The organism is Corynebacterium sp. zg-331 (assembly GCF_014267345.1).
Classification (GTDB): Bacteria; Actinomycetota; Actinomycetes; order Mycobacteriales; family Mycobacteriaceae; genus Corynebacterium.
The window spans coordinates 235,581-251,144 of sequence record NZ_JACMYD010000001.1 but is presented as its reverse complement, the minus strand read 5'-3'; the positions used below and the strand labels follow the sequence as shown (position 1 = coordinate 251,144).

General features: G+C 64.7%; 16 protein-coding genes. 5 read left to right on the top strand and 11 right to left on the bottom strand.

Going from position 1 to position 15,564, the window contains the following annotated elements; all coding sequences use genetic code 11:
• Window positions 1-24: 24 nt before the first annotated feature.
• From H7347_RS01265 to H7347_RS01245, 5 genes are all read right to left on the bottom strand, one after another.
• Entirely contained in the window at window positions 25-753 is a 729-nt protein-coding gene (locus tag H7347_RS01265; RefSeq protein WP_152820559.1) for a hypothetical protein, read from the bottom strand.
• Window positions 750-1,805 carry a 16S rRNA (cytosine(1402)-N(4))-methyltransferase RsmH gene (gene rsmH / locus H7347_RS01260; RefSeq protein WP_152820557.1) on the bottom strand — a complete coding sequence of 352 codons (1,056 nt, stop codon included), beginning with the start codon at window positions 1,803-1,805 and terminating at the stop codon, window positions 750-752. Before rsmH ends, H7347_RS01265 begins: the two co-directional genes overlap by 4 nt.
• A 199-nt stretch (window positions 1,806-2,004) precedes the next feature.
• Window positions 2,005-2,439: a division/cell wall cluster transcriptional repressor MraZ gene (mraZ, locus tag H7347_RS01255; RefSeq protein WP_152820555.1), complete on the bottom strand. Its 435-nt coding sequence runs from the start codon at window positions 2,437-2,439 to the stop codon at window positions 2,005-2,007.
• Between the two features lie 489 nt (window positions 2,440-2,928).
• Window positions 2,929-3,324 carry a DUF3040 domain-containing protein gene (locus H7347_RS01250; RefSeq protein WP_186337087.1) on the bottom strand — a complete coding sequence of 132 codons (396 nt, stop codon included), beginning with the start codon at window positions 3,322-3,324 and terminating at the stop codon, window positions 2,929-2,931.
• Window positions 3,325-3,417: 93 nt separating this feature from the next.
• Window positions 3,418-3,867, bottom strand: coding sequence for an SAV_6107 family HEPN domain-containing protein (locus H7347_RS01245; protein ID WP_152820551.1), 450 nt, complete (start codon window positions 3,865-3,867; stop codon window positions 3,418-3,420).
• 211 nt (window positions 3,868-4,078) lie between these two features.
• Here H7347_RS01245 and H7347_RS01240 point away from each other — a divergent pair, with 211 nt between their 5' ends.
• The 3 genes from H7347_RS01240 to H7347_RS01230 are packed head-to-tail and all read left to right on the top strand — an operon-like array spanning window position 4,079 to window position 7,324.
• Entirely contained in the window at window positions 4,079-4,681 is a 603-nt protein-coding gene (locus H7347_RS01240; RefSeq protein ID WP_152820549.1) for an N-acetyltransferase, read from the top strand.
• Window positions 4,682-4,728: 47 nt separating this feature from the next.
• Window positions 4,729-5,823, top strand: coding sequence for a polyprenyl synthetase family protein (locus H7347_RS01235; protein ID WP_370513879.1), 1,095 nt, complete (start codon window positions 4,729-4,731; stop codon window positions 5,821-5,823).
• A gap of 10 nt (window positions 5,824-5,833) precedes the next feature.
• A complete protein-coding gene (locus tag H7347_RS01230) occupies window positions 5,834-7,324 on the top strand; it encodes an alpha-(1->6)-mannopyranosyltransferase A (protein ID WP_152820547.1) in 1,491 nt (496 codons plus the stop codon).
• Here the strand turns inward: H7347_RS01230 and H7347_RS01225 are convergent.
• A complete protein-coding gene (locus tag H7347_RS01225) occupies window positions 7,257-7,625 on the bottom strand; it encodes an Rv2175c family DNA-binding protein (RefSeq protein WP_186337086.1) in 369 nt (122 codons plus the stop codon). The two genes, H7347_RS01230 and H7347_RS01225, sit on opposite strands and share 68 nt — an antisense overlap.
• A 61-nt stretch (window positions 7,626-7,686) precedes the next feature.
• Here H7347_RS01225 and pknB point away from each other — a divergent pair, with 61 nt between their 5' ends.
• On the top strand, window positions 7,687-9,873 hold the full coding sequence (gene pknB / locus H7347_RS01220) for a Stk1 family PASTA domain-containing Ser/Thr kinase (RefSeq protein WP_152820545.1): 2,187 nt from the start codon (window positions 7,687-7,689) through the stop codon (window positions 9,871-9,873).
• A 14-nt stretch (window positions 9,874-9,887) separates the two neighbouring features.
• Here the strand turns inward: pknB and H7347_RS01215 are convergent, their stop codons facing one another.
• Window positions 9,888-11,276, bottom strand: coding sequence for a class II 3-deoxy-7-phosphoheptulonate synthase (locus tag H7347_RS01215; protein ID WP_186337085.1), 1,389 nt, complete (start codon window positions 11,274-11,276; stop codon window positions 9,888-9,890).
• 44 nt (window positions 11,277-11,320) lie between these two features.
• Window positions 11,321-11,845 (bottom strand): polyadenylate-specific 3'-exoribonuclease AS, encoded by a 525-nt coding sequence (locus H7347_RS01210; RefSeq protein ID WP_186337084.1) that lies wholly within the window; start codon window positions 11,843-11,845, stop codon window positions 11,321-11,323.
• Window positions 11,846-12,034: 189 nt separating this feature from the next.
• Between H7347_RS01210 and H7347_RS01205 the strand changes: the two genes are divergently transcribed.
• Complete coding sequence (locus tag H7347_RS01205) at window positions 12,035-13,267, top strand: glycosyltransferase 87 family protein (RefSeq protein ID WP_152820543.1); 1,233 nt, start codon at window positions 12,035-12,037, stop codon at window positions 13,265-13,267.
• Here H7347_RS01205 and H7347_RS01200 read toward each other — a convergent pair.
• The 3 genes from H7347_RS01200 to H7347_RS01190 form a co-directional block, all read right to left on the bottom strand.
• Entirely contained in the window at window positions 13,264-13,470 is a 207-nt protein-coding gene (locus tag H7347_RS01200) for a hypothetical protein (RefSeq protein ID WP_152820541.1), read from the bottom strand. The genes H7347_RS01205 and H7347_RS01200 overlap by 4 nt on opposite strands.
• Window positions 13,471-13,513: 43 nt before the next feature.
• Window positions 13,514-14,674, bottom strand: coding sequence for an acyltransferase family protein (locus tag H7347_RS01195; RefSeq protein ID WP_152820539.1), 1,161 nt, complete (start codon window positions 14,672-14,674; stop codon window positions 13,514-13,516).
• A 104-nt stretch (window positions 14,675-14,778) separates the two neighbouring features.
• A complete protein-coding gene (locus tag H7347_RS01190) occupies window positions 14,779-15,519 on the bottom strand; it encodes a 1-acyl-sn-glycerol-3-phosphate acyltransferase (RefSeq protein ID WP_152820537.1) in 741 nt (246 codons plus the stop codon).
• Window positions 15,520-15,564: the final 45 nt, after the last annotated feature.

Below are 15,564 nucleotides of genomic sequence, written 5' to 3'. Positions count from 1 at the left end.
CCACCTTCCCTAAAACTCATACGGTTAATTCAGGTAGGGTGGCTGAGCCTGACCACCCGCGGGAGGCTGCGCCGCCGACGGAGGTTGCTGTCCCTGCGGCACCGCCTCAAGATTGTCCCCCAGACCCTGCGTCTTATCCGGGTTGCTCGAGGCCGCGTGCGCTCGGGCCGGCGTACCGTTGACATCGACGAAGGGCCGCGATTCGCCCTGCGCCGGGCGTCGCTCCCTGATCTCTCCGTTGCCTTCCACCGCCAGGATACCGGGCTGCTGGGGCACCACCATACGGTTGTCATTCGCGTGCCGGACGGATTCGGAGGAACTCCGCGCCGTCTCCACATCCCGGTTGAGCGTCTCAATCTGATTATCCAGCTGCTTTTCCTGGGCGGTGAGCTGCTGCAGGCGAAAGGTCTGCTGAGTGGAGACTCCCGACAGCGCCATGGCCAGCGCCACGCCGCCCACCAAGAGCACGATGGCCACCAGGCTGATGCGGGTCAGCCGGGAAGACTGCCGCGCCGTGGCCACCCTGCGCCCCCGCACCGATACCACCTGACGGGACCCTAGCCTCCCGACGGTGGGCCTGGGCACCACGCGGCGCACCGGATTGCGCACGGCGCGGCGCGGCGCGGCGGGGGCGGACGGCGCAAAACCCCGACGCTCGCCGGCATCCAGCAAGGCGGTGGCTGAACCACCCGTCGCGGCCTCCAGGCTCATGTCTCGGCTACGGCGAGCGCTGGTTTCACTGTGGGAGTTCATCGGTATCCTCCAGGGATCGTGCTCTCGGCGTCGGGACGTATTCTTTCGATGGCGCGCACGCGCACCGGCGCAGCGCGCGGATTATCGTCGATTTCCTGCCGCGTGGCCTTCTCCGCACCCCGGGTGAGCAGGCGGAAACTCGGTTGCGTGCCAGGCAAATCCATGGGCAATCCCCGTGGGGTGGTCGAGGCCGTTAAATCCGCGAAACACCTCTTGACTAGGCGATCCTCGTGCGATTGATAGCTCATAAACACCGCGCGACCACCGCCTCCGAGGGCAGCAGTGATCGCGGGTATCGCCGCTGCCAGGGAAGCCAGCTCCGCGTTGACCTCCACGCGCAGGGCCTGGAAGGTTCGCTTAGCCGGATGCCCACCGGTGCGACGGGCCGCGGCGGGAATCGTTGCGTAGAGGAGTTCCACGAGCCGACCCGACGTACGAAAGGGCTCTTTCTCCCGCTCGCGCAGAACAGCCGCGGCGATCTTGCCCGCAAAGCGCTCGTCGCCGTACGTCTTGAGCACCCTGGCCAATTCACCATGGCTATACGTGTTGAGCACGTCAGCCGCAGTACGCCCGGAGGTGGGATCCATCCTCATATCCAGTGGGGCATCCACGCGATAGGCAAAGCCCCGCTCCACCTGATCCAGTTGCATGGAAGAAACACCGAGGTCGTACAGGGCTCCGGCGATGCCGTAGGCTCGCGCCCGTTCAATGACGGGCCCTTCGCCCTGCTCAATCGCCGCGGCCACCTCATCGTACCGGGCGTGAACGGGGTAAAACCTGTCCCCCAGCCCCGCGTCCTGGATGCGTCGAGTGGCGTTTCCCAGGGAAACGGGGTCTCGATCAACGCCCATCAGCACGGCGTGAGGAAAGGAACGCAGAAAATGCTCGGCGTGACCGCCCGCGCCCAGGGTGCCATCAACGATCACGGCTCTGATCCCGGCCGCCTCGACTGCGGGGGCAAGGAGATCCGTCACGCGGTCGCGTAGCACGGGCACATGACCGTGGTTGCGCGCAAGGCGCTCGCCGTATCCCGTACCCGTCGTCGATTCCATGGTGGCCCTCCACCCCCTTTCTGCCGGTGCGCTCGTGCGTGCTGCATGCGCATCATCCATTCGTGTTACCGCGGAGCGCGTGCAGGGCCCCACCCGGATGAGAACAATGGCTCTGATGTCGGGGAAGTACACCAGAACGATCGTCCCGTCCGGGCGGAGTCCTCCGCGCACTCCGCCGCGATGCTTTCGCGCACAGCCCCTAGAGCAATCCGCCGAGGACATCGTCGGCGTCCGCCGAGGAAAATGCCTCTTCCGTCTGCTGCTGGTAGTGAGCCCAGGCCTCCGCATCCCAAATCTCCAGGAAGTCCACCGAACCGATCACCACGCACTCCTTGACGAGTCCCGCGTAGCTTCGATGCGCCGCCGAGAGCGTGATCCGGCCGTGACCGTCTGGACGCTGCTCATCGGCACTCGCCGCCAAGTTGCGGATAAACGCGCGAGCCTCCGGGTTCGTGCGAGACACCGCCGCAGCCTTGCGCGCCCGCAGCGCGAATTCTTCGCGCGGGTAGACCGCCAGGCTGTGATCCTGTCCCTTGGTGACCATCAATCCACCCGCTAGCTCATCGCGAAACTTCGCGGGGAGAGTGAGTCGCCCCTTGTCATCGAGCTTCGGGGTATAGGTGCCGAGAAACATCCCGGAACCACCTTCCTTTTGCTCGCTGCCACGGGATCGGCTTGCCTTCCTCTAGCCGGTGCTCGGGAGCTTCCGCTCCCCCACATCAACCAGTGCGCCCCACTCTACCCCACTTTCCCCCACCAGAACTAGCCATAAGGCCACTGCAGTCACACAAGACACAAAATACACAGGTCAAGGCTCTATTTTCCCGTGGGGCAGACCCCCGCACACAGCCCCGGCCCAAAATATCAACAAAAACATTAATCACATTAGCCCCATCACTAACGGACCCCTGTGTCAACCCCTCGGCATGACACCAATCGCGACCCCCAACATCGATACGACGATCCGCATCGAAGAAAACGGTGGGAGAAAGTGGGGGGAAACACCGAATACCTGAGCCGCCCGACGACACCCCACCCACCCCATACGCAAAGCAGGCCCCGCGGCTCCCCTCGCATCACTGCGATAAAGAAACCGCGGGGCCCACCCATGCCTCCCCAAGCATCACTCGAAGCGGCGGCGGAAGTCCTCCTCCATTCGCTTGGCTAGCACAGAATCGCCCATCGATTTCCCCCTCGGCGCGCCGCCACCACTCCCGCGCCCCGGCGCGACATCAGGCTGCCCGGACCCGCGCAAAACCCACACACCCGCGCCGAACATCAGAAGAAAACCCGCCACGCCCAGAATCACAAACCACAAGGAGGCCTGGGAAAGCGCCACCCCACCGATGAGCAGAACCAGCCCAAGAACCCCCAGGGCCACGCCACGGAACATGCGACCAGGCGCGGCCCCCCGCACACCTCGACCCCCAGCAACAGAGGCGCCAAAGCTCGGGTCCTCGGCCAAGAGAGACTGCTCAATCTCCCATAGCGCCCGCTGCTCCTGCTCCGATAGCGACACAATTCCTCCCATGTATCCCGGCTCTTGACCCATCACTATGTTTTTCAACGACGCGCACCGCGGATCTGTTCCCACCACCACACGGTGGCGCCGTCAGGCGGCGGCTGCGACCGAGAACTCCGCCTCTACCTCCGCAAAGAACGCGGATGCTAAGTCAATCAGCTGTTGCGCCACGCGCTCTTCTATCCGCGATTCTAGCCCGGAATTCCACCGCGAGCGCAGCCGAGAAAACGCCTCAAACTGCTCGGCCCAGTACCGGCCGCGATCGTTCACCGCACGGAGTCGGGCCCACGCCCCCACGGGGGCACGCCGCCGCCTCACCACCGGGGTGTCGGCCAACACCGCCCCGGCCACGCGCAACGCGCACCGATAGGCAGACTCGAAGGCCTCTCCATCACGCCCCGCTGCGCTCTCCGCCAGGGCCTGAGAGAGCAAAACGTCCGCCTTGTCCATGAAGTCCCCTCGACCCAGGCCGGAAGAACGTTCGGCGCGCCCCCTACCTCGATACGCCGCCACGGCCGTGGCGGAAATGATCTGCGCCATCTCCCCTCCTACCTCACTGCCTACCGCGTTGCCAGGAAGGCGCCTGTGAACCTCCCCGCCATCGCGAACACCTCCCGACTCTAAACACAGGTCGAGACGCTCCACCCACATAATAGAACATATTTTCTATCATCGCCGACTGTCGATCCCCAGGACCACCGCACCAAAGCCGTCTCAGCCGCTCCACAGGGCGCCGTGATTGCATGGGGTCATGGGCCTGTCTATCCGAAAACTTTCCTCCTCCGATTTTCTCGCCATCACCCCCGCACTCGTGGATGTCTATCTCGCTGCCATGCGCTATCCCTCTCGAATCCGGGACAACCGCATCGCGGCATGGCACAGGGACAGCGCCATGCCGGGTTTTCATGCCTTCTGCGCCCTACGCACCCCGGAGAACACTCCCCGCCACGCCCCGATCGACCCCGCAGACCTGGCAGCCATCGCCTATGGCTTTCACGGCTGCCCGGACACCTGGTGGCATCAACAGGTGCACCGAGGCCTACTGCGCAGCGACCGCCCCGTCTCTGTCCTCGATAATTACTTCGAGGTCACGGAAGTACACGTCTCCCCCCGCCATCAGGGGCACGGACTAGGCCGCACCCTCCTTTCTCGCCTGCTCGACCAAGCCACAGAACCTACCGCCCTGCTTTCCACCCCCGAGGTCCCCGCGGAGGCCAATCGGGCGTTTCGCCTCTACCGCTCCCTGGGCTTCCGCGACGTGCTGCGATCTTTTTCTTTCCCCGGGGATTCCCGTCCCTTTGCCATACTCGGCGCCACGCTCCCCCTCTCCGCGCAAAGAGATCGCACCGGCTAGGTATCGTGGATATATTCCTCCCGCTCCCCGAAAGGACCCTCCCTATCGTGTCCTACGACACCCGCTCGCTGACCCCCCGCGATATTCCCGCGGTGGCCCACGAGATCCTGACCGGGTATCTCGACTCCCGGCTTACCGAGGTCAAGGCCATCGGCGCACCGGTGGCCGAGGCCGCAGCAAGCCTGCGGGACTTCGTCCTCGGCGGCGGCAAGCGCATCCGTCCCCTCTACGGCTGGGCGGGTTTCCTCGGCGCGCACGGCCTCGACAGTGGGGAGGATCCCTCGGCGGTGCTCCGGGCGGTCAGTTCCTTGGAACTCATCCAGGCCTGCGCCCTCATCCATGACGACATCATCGATGCCTCCGATACCCGGCGCGGTGCCCCCACCGTGCACCGACACATCGAACACCGCCATCGCGAGTCCCGATGGCAAGGCCTCAGCGCACACTTCGGTCGATCCGCCGCCATCCTGATCGGCGATCTTGCCCTCACATGGGCCGATGATATGCTCCATGATTCCGGGCTTTCCGACGCCGCCCTGCGTCGCGTGCGCGAACCATGGCGCGCCATGCGCACGGAGGTCATCGGCGGCCAGCTACTCGATATCACGCTGGAAGCCACCGCCAGCGAGGATATCGCCCTGGCGGAATCGGTCAATCGCTTCAAGACGGCCGCCTACACCATCGAGCGCCCGCTGCACCTGGGCGCCGCCATCGGCGGGGCCTCCCCCGAACTCATCGAGGCCTTCCGCTGCTATGGGCGCGACGTGGGCATCGCCTTCCAGCTCCGCGACGATGTGCTGGGGGTGTTCGGCGATCCCGCCGTCACCGGCAAACCGGCCGGGGACGACCTGCGCGAGGGCAAGCGCACGGTCTTGTTGGGCCTGGCCCTCCGCACGATGGACAAGAGCGATCCCACCGCTGCCGAGGAACTGCGGCGCAGCGTGGGTTCGCCCCTCGACACCGCGCGGTTGAATCGGCTCACCGAAATCATCGTCGCTTCCGGGGCCCTGGCCGAGGTGGAACGGCGCATCGATGCCCTCGTGGACTCCGGCATGGCCCACCTGCGGACGGAGTCAATCTCCCCCGAGGTGCGCGAGATCCTCAGCGCACTCGCCATTCGTTCCACCGCCCGCCGAAAGTAAAGGCCCCACCATGTCCCTGCCGCCGCTGCGCCCGCTCCCGCTAGGAACGCTCGGCACCTCGTTGATCGCCGTGGGTTCTTTCGGCGCCGGGGCCACCCGCAACCGCGGCGGGGTGCTCCACACGCTGGGGCTGGATTTTCTCGGCTACGGCCACGGAGCCGGTCTGTCCAACGCGATTGTGTGGGCGGGCATCCTCCTGCTCATCGCGGCATGGGTGCTCCTGGGCAGGCAGGCACTCTGCTCCCCGCATCGCCTCCACGAGGTGCGTCTCAGCCTGTTCGCCTGGGTGTTCCCCCTATTCTTTGCCGCACCGATCCTGTCCCGGGACGTGTATTCCTACCTGATGCAGGGCGCGATGTTCCGGGACGGTTTTGACCCCTACTCCCAGGGCGCTGCCGTTAATCCGGGTCCCATGCTCCTGGAGGTTTCCCACGACTGGCGCAACACCACCACGCCGTATGGCCCCCTCCACCTGTGGATCGGCGAGGGCGTCACCCGCTTGGTAGGCGATAACATCACCGCGGGCATTCTTCTGTATAAATTGCTGTCGCTCCTCGGTTTTAGCGCTATCGCCTGGGCCGTTCCCCGCCTGGCCCAAGCATGCTGCGCACCGCCCGCCATAGCCCTATGGATGGGCGTGGCCAATCCGGTGATGGTCCTGCACCTGGTGGGCGGCATGCACAACGAATCCATCATGGTGGGTCTGGTCAGCCTGGGGCTCGTCTGCGCCGCGCGCCACCGCTACGTCAGTGCGATAGCACTGATCGCGGTGGCGGTCTCGCTCAAGGCCACGGCGGCGCTCGCTCTGCCCTTCGTGGTATGGATGGCGCTACGCCGCTACACCTCCGCGACCGCCAGCCTGTCCAGGCGCGTGGTCGCCTTCCTCGGCATTGGTGGCGCGGGCACGGCACTCACCCTCGGCGTGGTGGCCGCAATCACGTGGGCCTCGCATTCCTCCTGGGGCTGGCTGGCGGAGATCTCGGGTAATTCCAAGGTCATCAATCCCCTAGCCGCGCCTTCCTTGCTCGCCGGGGTGGCCACGGATTTTCTCCTGCTGTTCGATCCCTCCCTCACTTTTAACGTCCCCTTAGCCTTCCTCCGCAAGGCCTCCATGGTCATCTTGGGGCTGGGACTGGTGGCGGCCTGGTGGTTTTTCCGCTCCACCGCCGAACAGGCCGTGCGCGGCATCGCAGTGGCGTATTGCGTAGCGTTCGTCTTTAACTCCGTGACGCTGCCCTGGTACTACGCCAGCCTGATTTCTCTCATCGCAGTCACGCCAATTCCGCGCCGGATCTTGGCGTGGGCGACGGGGGCCTCCATCGTGGTAACCCTCGCGTTCACGGGATCGGGCAATCACCAGTTGTATAACCCGCTGTGGATGCTTGCCGCGGCATTGATCGCCTGGGGGCTGAGCGCCTGGCTCTTTCGGACGACTACAGCGCCATCGCCTGCGCCCGACGCATCACCTCGCGTGCCAGGTGGCCATGCAGCGCGTCGATAGGCCGCCCCGGCAGCAAGGGATCCTCGGTAAACAGGTACCGAATGATCTCTTCATCGCTATAGCCACCGTCGGAGAGCAACGCGATCACGCCGGGAACAAAGCGCTGCACCCCCGCCTTTTCTCCCAGGAAAATCTCGGGAATCATGCGTACTCCCTCACGGGAGATCGCGATGATCTTGTGGTCGCGGATCAGGTCGATCACCCGGGTCACCAGGATCCCTAGCCGCTCGGAGGTCTCCTCCAGCGTCAGCAGGGGCTCCTGCGCGGGCAAAACGGTGACGGGAACGGCTTGAACACTCACGAGAACCGAGTTTAGACCATGCGGCTACCGCCAGACCTGTGCCTTCGGCCATACTGGGGCCATGGCTCAACTTCAGGTGGGAGACGTCCTTGAGGGCAGGTACCAGATCGATCACCCGATCGCGCGCGGCGGCATGTCCACCGTCTACCGCTGCGTCGATCTCCGCCTGGGGCGCGCCGTAGCGGTCAAGGTCATGGACGACCGCTACGTGGACGACCCGGTTTTCCGCCAGCGTTTTCGGCGCGAGGCGCGCGCGATGGCCCGCATCAATCACCCGCACATCGTGGGGGTCTACGACTTCGGTTCCGACGGCCACCACGTATTCCTCGTCATGGAGCTCATCACCGGCGGCACGCTGCGAGAACTCCTCGCCGAGCGCGGGCCTATGCCGCCCCACGCCGCACTCTCCGTCATGCGCGCCGTGCTCACGGGCCTCGCCGAGGCTCACCGCGACGGGTTGATCCACCGCGACATCAAACCCGATAACGTGCTCATCAGCGCCGATCACGCCGTCAAGCTGGCGGACTTCGGCCTCGTGCGAGCCACGGACTCGCAGCAGCACACCACCACCCACATCGTGGGCACGGCCGCCTATCTTTCCCCGGAGCAGGTGCGCGGCGCGGAACTTACCCCCGCCAGCGACGTCTACTCCGCCGGCATCGTTTTGTTCGAGCTCCTCACCGGGGAAACGCCTTTCCGCGGAACCACCGACCTCGACCGCGCCTACCGGCGCCTCGATCAGGACGTTCCCCCTCCCTCCGAGGTGATCGAGGGGATCCCTCCCGAGATCGACGCCCTTGTGGCCCGAGCCACCCACCGCGATCCCGCCCACCGCTACCCGGACGCCGCCGCGTTCCTCGACGCCGCCGCACAGCTCATCGCGGGGCTCCGCCTGCCCGATTTCACGGTGCCCCTGCCTCAGAATTCCGCTGCTCACCGCGCCGCAGAGATTCCCACGGACACCGGCTCCCTGCCCACGGCGATGATGGCCACCGGCATCATCACCCCGCCCGCCACCGAAATTGAACACAGCGCTCCCGATCAGACCGCCCTGCTGCCCGCCGAGGCCCCAGCTTCTCTCCACACAAATCCGCCGCACCCAGCCCCTCCCGACTCCGAGGCGGCCGAACCACCGTCCTCCCCGCCCACGCCCACCGGGCCGCGGCCCTACAGCAATCGCTCCCCGCTAGGCCTGGCCGCCTGGCTGACCATCGTCGGCGTGTTTCTCACCGCAGTGGCTCTGGGCGGATGGTGGCTCGGCTCGGGACGCTACGGGGATATTCCCGAGATCATCGGAATGGACAAGAACCAGGGCCTCGCGGCCCTCGAGGACGCTGGCTTCGAGGCCACCGCCCGCGAGGTCTACGACGACGAGACCGCCCAAGGACACGCCGTCGGCACCGACCCTTCCGGAGATCGCGCCATACGCGGATCGCAGGTCGCGATCTTGGTGTCCCAGGGCAGGCCCACGGTGCCCACCATTGCTCCTCAAACAGGTGCCCAGCGCTACGAGCAGCTCCTCGCCGAGCGCACTCTCTCGGGGCGGGTAAGCCGACGAGAGCATTCCGAAGATGTCCCCGCCGGAGACGTGATCTCGGTCTCTCCTGCGCCCGGCACGGCCGTACCCACGCAGAGCATCGTCGAGCTCACCATCAGCAAGGGGCCGGCCCCCGTGCCCGTGCCCGACCTCGGCGGCATGAACGAGGACGAGGCGGCCACAGCATTGACCAAGGCTGGGCTCAAGGTCGGAATGGTGGACTGGGCCTACGACGCCCACCGCGACTACGGCGCGGTCAGCGCCACCGTGCCCGACCGGGGTACCGAGGCCACCCGCGGGGATAGCGTGCGCCTCATCCTCTCCTCTGCGCGCACGGTACCCGAGGTTTCCGGCCTGAGCGTCGAGGAGGCCACCGCCCGGCTAGCCAGGGAAGGGCTGCGACTCGGCGAGGTGACCGAGGACCCCACCCTGACCGGCACGCGGGGCGAGGCCCAAGCATCGAAGCCGCAGGCGGGAAGCCGCCTCGATCCCAAGGATTCCACCGTGGATCTCGTTCTTCCCGGGCGGGTTCGCTCCCCCTTCCTGCTCGGCAAGACGGTCGCGCAGGCCGAACAAACCGCCCGCGAGGAGGGGTTAGACCTCGACACGGGGCACGCTTCCTCCCCGCAGGCACGGATCCTCACCCAATCCCCGCTACCGGGGGCATCCCTCCCCCTCGGTTCCCCCGTGGTGGTTACCGCCCTCGGCTAGGCGGCAACCGTCCCCTATCTGCGCAGCATCTCCGCCACCAGGAAGGCCAGTTCCAGCGACTGCTGGGTGTTCAGCCGTGGATCCACGGCGGACTCGTAACGACCGGGAAGATCCACATCCGTGATGTCCTGGGCACCACCCAGGCATTCCGTGACGTCCTCGCCGGTGAGTTCGATGTGCAGGCCACCGGGGTGCGTGCCCAAGGCGCGGTGCACCTCGAAGAATCCCTGCACCTCGTCGATAATCTTATCGAAGTGGCGGGTCTTGTACCCGTTGGAGGCGGTAATGGTATTGCCGTGCATAGGATCGCACTGCCAGACCACCTTGTGTCCGGCATTCTCCACCGCGCGCACCACGCCGGGAAGCACCTCGCGCACTTTCCCGTAGCCCATGCGTGAGACGAAGGTCAGGCGACCCGGCTCGCGCTCCGGATCAAGCTTCTCCGCGTAGGCCACGGCCTCCTCCGGCGTCACTGAGGGACCGATCTTGAGGCCCACCGGGTTGGCGATCATCGCGGCAAAGTTGATGTGGAAATCATCGATGCCCCGGGTACGCTCCCCGATCCACAGCTGATGAGCGGAAAGGTCGTAGATCTTTGTGGTATCACTCTCGTCCTTGGCCAGGCGCAGCATGCCGCGCTCGTAATCCGCCAGGAGAGCCTCGTGGGAGCAATATACCGTGGCGCTGCTTAACGAGTCATCCCGCACCTGGCAGGCCTCCATGAATTTCAGACCGCGCTCTATCTCCTTGGCCAGGGCCTCGTAGCGCGCACCTGCCGCCGAGGTGGCCACGAAGTCGCGGTTCCACTGCGTCACGCGGTGCAGATCCGCCGTGCCCGAGGAGGTTAGAGCTCGCACCAGATTCATCGCCGCCGAAGAATTTGCGTAGGCACGAATCATGCGCGCCGGATCGTGCTGCCGGGCTTCCTCCGTAGGCTCAACACCATTGACGATGTCACCCCGGTAATTGAGCAACCCGTTACCGTCGCGATCCGCCGAACGCGGCTTGGCATATTGCCCGGCGATGCGGGCAAGCTTGACCACGGGGGTGGAAGCACCGTAGGTCAGTACCACCGCCATCTGGAGTAGGGTCTTAATGTTGGCGCGAATGTGCGGCTCGTTATTGGACTCGAAGGTCTCCGCGCAGTCGCCTCCCTGGAGCAAAAACGCCTTGCCCAGGGCGACGTCAGCAAGCTGCTTTCTAAGGTCGCGCACCTCGGGAGCCACCACGACGGGGGGCACGGACTCGAGTAGTTTGCGCACGTTATCGGCGCGGGCCCGATCCCAGGTGGGTTGCTGATAGGCCGAGCGCGCAATGACGTCCTCAAATACCTCTTGGATGCCATCGGGCAACGGGGGAAGATCGGGCAAGGCTTCTTTAGGAATATCTACGGTCCAACTCACACTTCTAGTGTAGTCGCACCCCCTGAGTCCGTGTGACTATTTGGTCAGCTCATCCGGCGAGGGCCGCATATCCGGTTCCCCTCATCGAGGTCAAGGCACTCCCGACAAACGCGGAACTTCGCCACGTTGTGCCGGGCGTCCGCCAGGGCATCGTGCGCGTTCGCCGGCGCGGCGGGCAACTCCGGTCGGCCCGCCATCTCCCAGAGCTGCTTGAGCTCCCTGGTGTAGCGGGGAATCTCCCGAGGCAGTCCCGCCATATCTCCCCACAGCTGGGCCAGCACCACGTGGTCATAGGCTCCCACCCAGGCCCACAACTCCGGCTGCCCGACACCGGCGGTGAGGAAATTGTAGACCTCCGCCCTGATCTGCTTCTGAGGTTTCCACTCCCTCGCATGGGGACTAGGCAACTTACTGAGTACATTCTCGCGCACCCAGGGGTTCGCCCGGCGCGCATCGAAGTCCGTAGACACCGCGTAATATTCCCGCCCATCTTCGGCCACGATGCCAATGGAGATCAGTTCTATCGTGCGGCCGTCCTCGACAAACTCGGTGTCATAGAAATACCGCACGGATGATCCTCATTCCCTTCACCTGTTTCCGGGGGCGTGGAGTCGGCCGACGGCCGCATTCCTCCCCACCGAGGGTAGCGCGTACCCGTTTCTCGGCTCAGCTCGCCCTCGACATCACGGGGCAAGCCGCGAGAAAGCAGGTGCTCTTCCCCACCCAATGATCCGCTCCCTCGTGCGTATAATACGCTGGTGACCGCCGTTAAAGTACCAGGATCGCTCGAACCGATCTCGCCACCACGGTGGGCCCGATACGCCGCCACCGCGCTTTTTCTTTTCCTTGCCGTTTTTGTCCTCGCCCAGGGTTTCTTCCGGCTGCACTACTTCCTCGACTTCGAGGTATACCGCGCCGGGGCGCAGGCCTTCTTGCGCGGCGAGTCCATCTACGAGCGGGACTACGACATGGGCATCGCCACCCTCCCGTTTACCTATCCTCCGTTTGCCGCCCTGATCTTCGCCCCCTTAGTCTGGTTCCCCTCGTCCCTGGGCTCGCTGCTCTTTTGCGCCATCAACGCAGCCTGCCTGTGGTGGGTCACCACTCTCGTCCTGCGCTGGTGCGCACCACAGCTGGCGGCTCCCGCCTGGGCCACCTGTATTCTGCCCCTGTTGCTTCTTACCGAGCCGGTGCGCGAGACCCTCCTGTTCGGTCAGATCAATCTCATCCTCATGGCACTCGTGTGCACCGACGTCATGGCAACACGGCTCCCCCTACCCCGCGGCGTCCTGACCGGCCTGACCGCCGCTATCAAGCTCACTCCCGCAGTCTTTGGCCTGTATTTCCTGATTAAGCGCGATTGGCGCGCCGCGGCCTGGTCCGTGGCCTCCGGCTTGGGGTGGACTGCCCTCGCGGCCCTCATCAGCCCGCATAATTCCGTGGTCTATTGGTTGCACACGCTCTCCAACACGAGCCGCATCGGCACTCCCTGGTACGCCTCCAACCAGTCCCTCCAGGGCGTCCTGTATCGCCTGGAGGTACCTCCCGCCGCCTTCTCCGCGATCTGGATCGTAGGCAGCGCCGCCTGCGTGGCGGCCGTGGCCTGGACCATGCACCGCCTGGTGCACGTCGATGCCCTCCCCGCGGCCCTCGTCCTTAATTCCCTCGTCGCCTTGATCTGTTCCCCGATCTCCTGGAGCCACCACTGGGTGTGGCTGATCCCCGCCCTCCTCGTCTGCGGATGCGCCGCCCGGGGCAATCGGGCGATGAGCGCGCTCAGCCTCGCCCTCGGTGCCGCGATCTTCCTCTCCCCGCATTGGCTCCTGCCCACCCATGATGGCCGCGAACTAAACTGGCCGCTATGGGCGCTGCCCCTCGGCAATGCCTATGTGGTGTTGGCGCTCGTCCTCCTGGGCTATGCTGCGCTATCCCCCCAGTCCTTCCGCGTCCCGGCGCGCAACGCCAGGCTTGGCGAAAAGAAACATCCTTAGCCCCGCGTCCCCTCCTCGGAACGCGGTAGGGTCGAGTCCCCCGCCCGGGCGGCCCCGGGTAGCGGGATAAACATCACCAGCCCGATGAGCACGAAGAAGATCGGCCCGGCCTCGAGGTGATGGAACTCGAAGGCGGCCATCACCACATACGCCACGATGAGCAGCAAGGCGACCACCATACGACCCACCAAAATCTTTTTCATCTTTAGGCTTCCTTTGTCCTTCACGCTCAATTACCACCGCATTTTACTCTCGTGTCTCTACTTGCCCGATCCCGGGCCGACGGCTGGCCACAGGCGGGGGCTTTAGTGTCCAGCCGATAACCGGGATGCGTTCAAGGATCCACATCATCACGCCCCCGGCAAGGCCTAGGAGCATGCACAGTGCCACCCACCACTGGGTAGTGTGCATCAGATCTGCGGAATCAGGCGAGATCTCCACCCCACCCAGGCGCGCCATCGGCACGTGGAAAAAAATGGTCAGTGCGAGGGGGTGACCCAGGTAGATGGGCAGCGTGTGTCGTCCCAGGAATTGCAACGCCGGGGAAAGATAGGGCACCTTCGCCAACCCCACCGCGGCAAGAACCGCAATAGGCAACATGAGGAACTGCCCCACCGTGCGCACGAGCGTCCACACGTCGTTGGCCTCGACCATCGTGCCCGGCCACAGCGGCCAATCCACCACCGCGGGGCCGTCCGCGGAGACCAGGTACCACAGGGCATACACCGCAAAGCCCGCAACGTACGCGGTGGTAGCGCTCACGATTTTCGTCGGGGTCATGGTGCCGCTGGCAAAGCCTCGCACCGTGGTAGAAAGATGCGCACCCACCATGAAGATCGGCAAATACATGATGAACTTTCCCACCGTGTCGCAATGGCTATTGAGCGGAAGCGCCAACACGGTGGTAAACGAGGCCGCCACGGCCGCCCACGGCGGTAGCTTTCGCGTGGCCCACAGCAGGAGGTTGAAGGCCACCAAAACATACAGAAACCAGTACATGTTTTGGGCCATGAGCAAGGCACTCAGGTAAAAGTCCGCACCAGCGAGGTCAGAGCCCTCATAGGAGGCGCGATGCCAGTCCATCAGCCCCACCTCGACCGGGGTCCATAGCACGTAGGGGACCAGGAAGAACCAGAGCCTGCGGCAGAAGAGCTCCCCCAGGGTCATCCTCAGCACCTTGGTGGAGAAAACACCACTCACCAGGAAAAAAAGCGGCATGCGCAGCGGGTCGAGGAGGTGGTTGACCTGCGCGGCGAGAGTATCCATGCCAAACGGCACCGCCAGGCACACGTGGAGCAAAACCACTCCGAGGATGGACACTCCCTTGGCCACATCCGGCCACGCCACGCGCGATCGCTTTCCGGGCTGCACCAAGGCAGGGGCGGCGGGGTTCGAGGCCACAGGCATAGAGAAAGGCGGGATCCTATCGCGGGGTGAAAGCTGAACGAAAACTAATAAATGTCACCCTACAATGACCGCCTGTCGGGAACGAAGTCGAAGGGATCGCTCAACTAGGAGAAGCTCGGTTCCGCCCCGCGCGGGTAGCCGTGCCCTGCCTCCAGGGACTTCTTCACCTCGGAGGCATACACATCCACGTAGTCATAGCCGGTGAGTTCCACGAGGGTGCGCATGACGTGATCCGTCAATTCACGCACCGCCGCCTGGGATTGCGGATCCAGCCCCTTGCTCTCGACGTAAGCAATGGGGTCAATCGGCGCGCCCACCTTCATGCGTACTTTTCGGGGACGAAGCAACCACGATCCAATGGGGTTGGCCTTCCGGGAGCCGATCATGCCCACCGGAATGATCTTTTGCCTGCTTGTCAGGGCGATGCGCGCCACCCCGGTACGGCCTCGGTAGATGCGACCGTCGGGCGAACGCGTCCCTTCCGGGTAGATGCCGAAGAGATCACCGCGGTCAAAGACGTCCTGGGCGGCCTTTTGCACGGCCTCGGCGGCCCCAGCCTCGTTGCGGTTCACCGGCACTTGCCCCACGGTGCTAAAGAACCAGCTCTGGATGCGACCCACCACGCCGGGGGTGGTGAAGTATTCGGACTTGGCCGGGAACGTGATCTGGCGGGGGCACATCAGCGGGAAAAAAAAGGAATCCATCACCGACTGGTGAGAAGAGGCCAGCAACGCCGACCCCTGGGCGGGGATGTGTTCTACCCCCTCGATCTCGGGGCGATTCCACACGCGCAAAAAAGGACCCATCAGAATATATTTGAAAGTCCAGTACCACTTGTTGTGCATTGCTCGTCCTCCGTGACGGATTGAGTCTCTTTTCGACGGGTTACC

What these genes read in the sequence shown, in the direction of transcription:
- H7347_RS01230 (WP_152820547.1), top strand. Translation starts at nt 5,834, where the DNA reads ATGTCCCTGCCGCCGCTGCGCCCGCTCCCGCTAGGAACGCTCGGCACC.
- mraZ (WP_152820555.1), bottom strand. Translation starts at nt 2,439, where the DNA reads ATGTTTCTCGGCACCTATACCCCGAAGCTCGATGACAAGGGGCGACTC.
- H7347_RS01240 (WP_152820549.1), top strand. Translation starts at nt 4,079, where the DNA reads ATGGGCCTGTCTATCCGAAAACTTTCCTCCTCCGATTTTCTCGCCATC.
- rsmH (WP_152820557.1), bottom strand. Translation starts at nt 1,805, where the DNA reads ATGGAATCGACGACGGGTACGGGATACGGCGAGCGCCTTGCGCGCAAC.
- H7347_RS01265 (WP_152820559.1), bottom strand. Translation starts at nt 753, where the DNA reads ATGAACTCCCACAGTGAAACCAGCGCTCGCCGTAGCCGAGACATGAGC.
- H7347_RS01200 (WP_152820541.1), bottom strand. Translation starts at nt 13,470, where the DNA reads ATGAAAAAGATTTTGGTGGGTCGTATGGTGGTCGCCTTGCTGCTCATC.
- pknB (WP_152820545.1), top strand. Translation starts at nt 7,687, where the DNA reads ATGGCTCAACTTCAGGTGGGAGACGTCCTTGAGGGCAGGTACCAGATC.
- H7347_RS01190 (WP_152820537.1), bottom strand. Translation starts at nt 15,519, where the DNA reads ATGCACAACAAGTGGTACTGGACTTTCAAATATATTCTGATGGGTCCT.
- H7347_RS01195 (WP_152820539.1), bottom strand. Translation starts at nt 14,674, where the DNA reads ATGCCTGTGGCCTCGAACCCCGCCGCCCCTGCCTTGGTGCAGCCCGGA.
- H7347_RS01245 (WP_152820551.1), bottom strand. Translation starts at nt 3,867, where the DNA reads ATGGCGCAGATCATTTCCGCCACGGCCGTGGCGGCGTATCGAGGTAGG.